General features: G+C 40.2%; 5 protein-coding genes. 3 read left to right on the forward strand and 2 right to left on the reverse strand.

Annotation, left to right across the window (positions count from 1 at the left end):
* Positions 1–424 precede the first annotated feature (424 nt).
* From AACY61_RS06080 to AACY61_RS06090, 3 genes are all read left to right on the forward strand, one after another.
* Positions 425–799: a hypothetical protein gene (locus AACY61_RS06080; protein WP_339610691.1), complete on the forward strand. Its 375-nt coding sequence runs from the start codon at positions 425–427 to the stop codon at positions 797–799.
* Positions 800–885: 86 nt separating this feature from the next.
* Positions 886–1,722: a hypothetical protein gene (locus AACY61_RS06085; RefSeq protein ID WP_339610692.1), complete on the forward strand. Its 837-nt coding sequence runs from the start codon at positions 886–888 to the stop codon at positions 1,720–1,722.
* Positions 1,723–1,782: 60 nt separating this feature from the next.
* Positions 1,783–3,774 carry a TonB-dependent receptor plug domain-containing protein gene (locus tag AACY61_RS06090; RefSeq protein WP_339610693.1) on the forward strand — a complete coding sequence of 664 codons (1,992 nt, stop codon included), beginning with the start codon at positions 1,783–1,785 and terminating at the stop codon, positions 3,772–3,774.
* A 2-nt stretch (positions 3,775–3,776) separates the two neighbouring features.
* On the opposite strand, the gene AACY61_RS06095 is transcribed toward AACY61_RS06090, so the two are convergent.
* Positions 3,777–4,898, reverse strand: a complete 1,122-nt coding sequence (locus AACY61_RS06095; protein WP_339610694.1) for an efflux RND transporter periplasmic adaptor subunit — start codon at positions 4,896–4,898, stop codon at positions 3,777–3,779.
* Positions 4,899–4,909: 11 nt separating this feature from the next.
* The coding region (locus AACY61_RS06100; RefSeq protein ID WP_339610695.1) for an efflux RND transporter permease subunit at positions 4,910–7,450 on the reverse strand (2,541 nt) is incomplete at its 5' end.

Here is a 7,450-nt window from a genome sequence, read left to right on the forward strand (position 1 = left end):
TTCATTTGCAATTTCCTGCATACGAGCTCCGTCCATTCCCTTTATTTGAAATATCCGCTTTGCGGCTTCCAATATCTGCTTTTCTGTATCAGTATCTTTTGTTTTTGACATAATTCTAACTATATAGTTTAACCATATGGTTGACAAACGTACAAAATAAAATCAATTTAAAAACGAAGGGAAATAATTTTAACAAAATTTAATGAGTTTAAGTATTTGACTAGTAAATCTCAAAAGTTCTGAAAAACAGTTTATTTCTTTATATATAGTAAAACACTGGCTTCTGAAAAATAGAGTTGTATGAACTAACATTCCAATTTAACACAAAGAATTTATTCTAATAAAGAACCACTACTCTAGTTAAGGAAGAAATATGATTGTAATCATACAACTTAATTGGCAGGCTTAGTATTTTTGTGATCAAATGAATAAGTCCCACTCCATAATTGTTTATTTATTTGTGTTGTTGATTTCATTTAACAGCATCAAAAGCGGGGTGATGCTGAGTTTTTACCTTGCAGATACCCAGAGTTTTGTGGAGTTGTTTTGTGTAAATCAGGACAAGCCTGAAATGGAGTGTAACGGAAAATGTGAGCTTTCTAAATTGGCAGAACAAAGCCCTTCCAGTGAAAAGCCTTCCCATCTTGATTTTTTACAAAAAGAAGTGGTTTTGTATTGGACAGCTATTTCAAAACAACATTTCAAACCAAAATTTTTTCAACCCTTAATTTCCGGCGTCTATCAAAACAACTATCAATTTTTGTTTGCTCAGGAAATCACCCACCCGCCGGCAGTGTAATTCCATATATTGTTATTTATTGAATTGGTTCCAAAGAGAAAATTTTTTGGCAACCCTACTATTAAACACCATTAAAAATTTAAAAAATGAAACTATTAAAATATTTCAGCCTGCTGGCTATTGCCTTATTATTCTCTTGCTCGTCTGATGATGATAACATTCTTCCCATAAATGAAACCGAAGATTTAATTCTGGTTAAAAACTTTGAAAACAACCAACACAAGATTTCGATTTACACCCAAACAGGAATGTTTGAACTGGGTTATAACAAAATTTATTTTCAAATAAAGATAGGTGATACCTTTATCGATAATGCACAGGTTTCCTGGAAGCCAATTATGCATATGATGAATATGTCTCACAGTTGTCCTTATTCGGCCATAACTCGCAAACCCAATACCGAAACGCTTTATGAAGGCTATATCGTATTTCAAATGCCCGGAAACGACCAGGAGCATTGGGAGCTTTCGGTTGATTATACCGTTGATGGCGAAGAGTTTACTTTGTCTGAAACCATTCAGGTGCCTCCTTCAACTAAAAAGCGAGTCAATGTATTTACGGGAAGTGATGAGGTGCGCTATATTGTTGCATTGATTGAACCTACTGACTCCAAAGTGGCCGTCAACGATATGAGTGCAGGGATTTTTAGGATGGAAAATATGATGAATTTTCCCATAGTTGATGATTATACTTTGAAAATTGACCCCAGAATGCCTGGTATGGGCAATCACAGTTCGCCAAACAATCAGCATCTAACACAATCAAATAGTGACCAATTCTACCATGGGAAGCTAAGCTTAACCATGACAGGCTATTGGAAAATCAATTTGCAACTGCTCAATGCACAGGATGAGGTGCTTAAAGGTGAGGAAGTTACCGAAACCAATGTGTCCAGCAGCATTTATTTTGAAATAGAATTTTAAAAACCCTATTGCCTGATGGTGCTTGAGGTGCCATCAGGCAATTTAAAAAAAATTGGAATTATGAAAAAAATTCAAATTCTTGGGATATTGCTTTTAAGCTTCAAAGTTTTAAACGCACAAGAGGTTGCACAAGACAGTGTTGTCCACAAACTCAGTGAAGTGGTTTTGATGGGTAACGCTGCCAATAAGCACCATAACGAAAATAAATCACTTGCAACCATTGAAGATTACCTGAGCGCCTCTCCATCGGTTGATTTTATCAAACGTGGTGCGTATGCCTGGGAGCCAATAGTTCAAGGTATGGCTACAGAGCGCAGTGTTGTGACTATAGACGGCATGCGAATCTACGGCGCTTGTACTGACAAAATGGACCCCATTACCTCCTATGTAGAAATCTCAAACCTGTCTAAAGCCACCATCAACACCGGGCAGCAAGGTGCTGAAAACGGTGCTACCATTGCCGGGGGCATAGATTTAGAACGTCGAAAAACAGGTTTTAAAAACAACGGCTGGAAAGGCAGTGTACAAACTGGACTCGAAAGCGTTAACGAACAGAAAATAGCCGGAGCGGCTTTGCAATATTCGTCTAATACGTTTTTTTCTGATGTGGATGTGATGTACAGAAATGCTGAAAACTACAGTGCCGGAGGTGGTAAAGAAGTGTTATACTCACAGTTTACTAAATACAACCTCTCAGCAATTACCGGTTATAAATGGAATGACCGCCAATGGTTGGAAGCTTCGGTTATTTATGACGAAGCCCGTGATGTAGGTTACCCAGCCCTACCGATGGATGTGTCATTGGCACGGGCGTTTATTGGTTCGATGGAGTATTTTGCTTTGCCTGAAAGCGAAAATCTCATCGAATGGAAAACTAAGCTATATTACAACACCATTACACATATTATGGACGATACACAACGCCCCGATGTACTCATTAGGATGGATATGCCGGGCTGGAGTAAAACAATAGGGATGTATTCCAAACTTAACGGCACACACAACAAACACCGTTGGAATTTAACTGTAAATACACACTACAACAACTCATTGGCTGAAATGACCATGTTCCCGGAAAACCCGGATGAAAATGACATGTTCATGCTCACCTGGCCTGACTTGGGAACACTTTATGCTGGTGTTTTTGCTGAAGACAATTACGTGATCAACGAAAAACTAACTGCTAATTTTTCGATAGGATTTGGAATACACCACAATAGCATCAATGACATTTTTGGTTTGCAAAGCTTACAGATTTTTTACCCGGAAATAGCAGATACCAAAACCCGGTTTTTAATCAATAGCGGATGTAAACTAAGCTATCAAAGTAACTTTTGGGCACACAGTCTAGGCTTAGGTTATGGTGAACGCGCGCCTTCGGTTTCTGAAGGTTATGGGTTTTATTTGTTCAACAGTTTTGATGCTTTTGACTATATCGGAAACCCGGAGATGGTGAATGAAAAATCAATGGAAATCAATGCGTCCACAGGGTTTCAAAACAAAACTTTTTCGGCTAAGATCAACACGGCATTTTATTACATATCCGATTATATTATTGGCAAGCCCAACCCCGACTTATCGCCCATGAACATCGGCATCAACGGAGTGAAAGTTTATGAACAATTGCCTTATACACAATTGTGGAGTAATGATATAAGTGTTTCTTATGAGTTTTTAAATGGGTTTACCGCTAAAGCAAAAGCTATTTACCGTCTGGGAAGAGATCACAACAATGAGAACCTGCCACTCATTCAACCCTTGACCGTTGAAACCGGTTTGCGTTATCGAAAGAATTTGTTTTATGCAGAGGCCTTAGTAGAAACGGCTACCAAACAGTATGATTTTAGCCCTGAATTTGGTGAAAACCAAACACCGGCTTACACCATTTTTAATCTGGCTTTGTCGCAAACCTTTTATATTAATAAACAAAAAATGGTACTCAAAGCCGGAGCTGAAAACCTGCTAGACGAAAATTATTCCACCTTTGCCGACTGGAACAACATTTCACGTCCGGGAAGGAATATTTATGCCAATGTGGTGTATGCGTTTTAGAGTTACTCTCCAATAAGATTGTAAGCCCCTTTCACTAAAAATTGTGCCGATGCCGGAAAGGTGTCGGCATTTTTAATTTCAATAAAACCATTGTGCTCTTTTCCAGACTGCACGAGTACTTTTTTAAACTGAAATCCTTCTGTATCTTCTTTGAGCAATACAAAAAAACTGCCTTCAACTTCCACTACAGCATCTTTAGGTAAAGCGAGAGTTGTTGTGCTACCGGTTTCAATCAGTGCTTCCACAAACATACCAACAGCAAAACGACTCGCAATACTGTCAGGAATGTGCCCGTGAACCTGCGTGGTGCGGGTTTGATTATCGACTGTGGTTCCTATTAAATGTACGGTTCCAATAAACAGGTCTGTTGTGGTTTCGGGAATCTTAAAAACAATGGTTTGCTCTTTTTTCAGTTGCGGAATGTCTCGTTCAAACACCTGCATTTCAAGATGCATATGGTCGTTATTGACAACTTCCATCACAGGCTCAATTTCTGAAACATAGGTGCCGGAGTTTACACTTATAGAGGAAACAAAACCGGAAATAGGTGATCGCAACTGAACCTGTGAACTGAGAGAGCCTGATTGAATCTTTTCTGGATTGAGGTGCAGCAACAGCAAGCGTTTTTTTAATGATTCCAGTCGGGCAACGGCGGTTTTGTAATTACTATCTGCCTTGAGGAAGTTTTTTTGAGATGTAATGTTTTCTTCCAGCAGTATAGTTTGACGTTCTTGTTCTGAACGAAGGTACTCCAGCTGTTCTCGGGTTTCCAAATACTCCTGCTGCAAGCTGATAAATTCAGGATTTTCTAATGTCACCAGCACCTGACCTTTTTCGACTTTGTCACCTACTAATAAGGAAATATTCTTTACAAACCCACCCATCATTGCGTGAATTTCAGCCTTGTTTTGTGGTGGCACATCTATGACGCCCTGCGTGCGAATGTAAGTGGTAAATGACTGTTGTGAAAATCGACCAATTTCAAAAGCATTGGACTGAAACTGAGCTTTGGTAAGTGTAATCAAGTTAGTGTCCGCTTCGGTTTCGGGAGTGGGGTTTTCGGAATTTTTACAAGCAGTAAAAACCAATGTCAGGAGGATTAAAAAGGATATATAACGGTTCATGATTTTGTGTTTTAATAGTTTGTATCTAAAAGATAGTGTTGTTTTAACGTTTCTCGGTTGAACAAAAAGAGGGTTTCCAGATAATTCAACTGTATTTCCATGGCGTTCTCCAGACTTTGGATGTATTGAAAAAAGTCTATTTCGCCATTTTGATAACTTTTTCCTGCAGTGTTTTCAATGGCTTTGGCAAGATCAAGTCCTTCATTTTCAAAATACGTAAGCATTTCGGTATGTTTTTTAACCTCATCTTCAAATTGTTGCTGCCGGTTTTTGAGTTCAAAACTATTTTGACGACGCTCTTCATCAGCAATGGATTCTTGTATTTTTCCGGCTTGAATTCGCGCCTTGTCTGCACCAAACCACAGCGGAAATTGAAGACCAACTTGATAGCCAATTAGTTGTTTGTTGAGCCCGGCATTGGTGCCCTGAAAATATTCCATGCTAAAATCGGGCAGCAGTTGTTGCCTTTCCACTTTGGTGGCTGCTTTGGCGACTTCCAGATTTTGAATGTGCCATTGTTGCAAAGGATGTGTATTTGCTGAAGTTTCCAGAAACACTTTTTTATCCAAAGGAATGATTTCCGGAATTATCGGGGTTTCCGATTGAACAAGCTGTTCCAAAGCCGTTTTGGTGATCTCAGTGTCATACAACGATTGTTGTAAAAGCGTAGCGATGTTTTTTTGCTTGGCTTGAGCTGTTATTTTTTCGAGGTAATTGCTCTCACCAAGCTCAAAGCGTCGTTTGGCGGCATTGGCAAAACCGGAAAACAAACTGTCTAAATACTGATATACCGCTGCTTTTTCATGAGCATACAGATATTGATTGTAGGTTTGCTCCAACTCAAAAAACAATTGGTGTTTATGCACTTCAAACCGGGTTTGCTGCAATTGTTCCAGGGCTTTAAACTGTTTGTTTCGTGAAGTATATACCGTGGGAAATGCCAGGTTTTGTCTGACTCCAAAAATTTGTAGCGGCTTCTCATTGACCGCCAGATTGTTTTCGTCATAGCTGTAAAACACTTCTGTTTTATCGAGGTCCCAGGAAGTAGCTTTTTGCTTACCTGCTCTTTCAACTTGTAATTGCGCCGACCGGAGCATAGCATTATTTTCCAAGGCCATGGTTTTTAACGCTTCCAGGCTTTGTGGCGGTTGTTGGGCAAATGCCGGAAAAGTTAATAAAAGCAATACAAGGGAAAGAGGTTTGTTAATGTTCATTGGATTCTTTTTTTCAGATTGCTTAGAATTTCCATATAAAGAGTACAGCACTGGCAAAACGATTAAGGTGAGTAGCGTAGCAGATATCAATCCACCTATTACAACTGTGGCAAGCGGACGCTGTACTTCGGCACCGGCACCTGTTGATAAGGCCATGGGGAGGAATCCCAACGCAGCAGCAGCAGCGGTTAAAAGCACTGCCCGAAGCCTGTCTGCTGCGCCTCTTGCCATAAGTTCGTCGTTGTGAGTGTGTCCTTCTTTTTTAAGGTCTTTATAATGTTCTATCAACACAATACCATTCAACACTGCGATACCAAAAAGGGCAATAAACCCTACGCCGGCAGAAATACTAAAAGGCATATCACGCAGCCAAAGCACAAAAACACCTCCAACAGCAGCAAGGGGAATGGCTGTAAATACCAGCAATGCTTCCCTGACCGAATGAAAAGCAAAATACAGCAGTATAAAGATAAGGAGCAACGCTACGGGTACAGCTATAAATAAACGGTCTTTGGCACTTTGCAGGTTTTCAAATTGCCCGCCATACTGAATGCTGTATCCGGGAGGCAAGTTTATATTTTCATTAATTAATGTCTGAACATCATCAACAACCGATTGCAAGTCGCGGTTGCGTACATTAATACCCACAACCACCCGTCTCCTAGTGTCGTCTCTTGAAATTTTGGCAGCGCCTTTTTCATAAGTGATGGCCGCCAGTTCACGTAAAGGAATTTTTTGTCCAAGAGGGGTGTCAACCATCAGATTTTCTAGGTTTTGAATGTCTTTCCTAACAGATTGGTCGAGGCGCAACACCAAATCAAACCGCTTTTCGCCTTCAAAAACAACCCCCATTGTGCCACCTGCAAACCCCATGCTGATGATTTGGTTGAGCTCAGCTATATTGAGTCCGTAACGTGCAATTTTTGCACGGTCATAGTTGACCAACATTTGTGGCAAACCTACCGTTTTTTCAACCACAACATCAGCAGCCCCTGCTACATCGCGAATGAGGTTTTCAATTTCGTGTGCCTTTTGGTCCAGCAAAGCAAGGTCTTCTCCAAATACTTTAATAGCAATATCAGCACGCACTCCGGTAATGAGCTCGTTGAAACGCATTTCAATGGGTTGCGTAAACTCTACTTCCATTCCCGGAATAATGCTCAGAGCCTCTTTAAAAGCATCAGCCAGCTCGTCTTTGCTTGATGCTGAGGTCCATTCCTTTTTGGGTTTTAAGGTAATGATAACGTCGGTTTCTTCCATAGACATGGGGTCGGTCGGCACTTCAGCAGCACCAATGCGCGTAACAATTTGATCAACTTCTGGAAAGTTTTTAATTAA

It is taken from the genome of uncultured Planktosalinus sp. (assembly GCF_963973675.1).
GTDB lineage: Bacteria > Bacteroidota > Bacteroidia > Flavobacteriales > Flavobacteriaceae > Planktosalinus.

Coding starts and splice junctions, on each gene's coding strand:
- AACY61_RS06090 (WP_339610693.1), top strand. CDS start 1,783: ATGAAAAAAATTCAAATTCTTGGGATATTGCTTTTAAGCTTCAAAGTT.
- AACY61_RS06095 (WP_339610694.1), bottom strand. CDS start 4,898: ATGAACCGTTATATATCCTTTTTAATCCTCCTGACATTGGTTTTTACT.
- AACY61_RS06080 (WP_339610691.1), top strand. CDS start 425: ATGAATAAGTCCCACTCCATAATTGTTTATTTATTTGTGTTGTTGATT.
- AACY61_RS06085 (WP_339610692.1), top strand. CDS start 886: ATGAAACTATTAAAATATTTCAGCCTGCTGGCTATTGCCTTATTATTC.